General features: G+C 72.4%; 1 protein-coding gene. It reads right to left on the bottom strand.

The genetic code is table 11. From position 1 onward, the window contains the following. A partial coding sequence (locus ACYYG1_RS17730) for an AMP-binding protein (RefSeq protein ID WP_461211651.1) occupies positions 1 to 250 on the bottom strand: 250 nt, incomplete at both ends.

The following is a 250-nucleotide window of genomic DNA, read 5'->3' as shown; positions in this document are numbered from 1 at the left end:
CGTCCGGCAGCCAGCGCGCCACGTCGCCGGTGCGGTACATGCGCCCGCCCTCGCCGAACGGATCGGCAACAAAGCGGCTGGCGGTCAGATCCGGCCGGCCAAGGTAGCCGTGCGCCAACTGAACGCCGGTCAGATACAGATCGCCCGCCACGCCCGGCGGCACCGGCCGCAGGCGCGCGTCCAGAATGCGCAGCCCGGTGTTCCACACCGGCAGGCCAATCGGCACGTTGGCGCCGGTCACCTTCGCCAG

The sequence above is a fragment of the Desulfocurvus sp. DL1XJH-121 genome, assembly GCF_054819825.1.
Note: the sequence above shows the minus strand (reverse complement) of the source record. Positions and strands in the feature narration are given on the sequence as shown.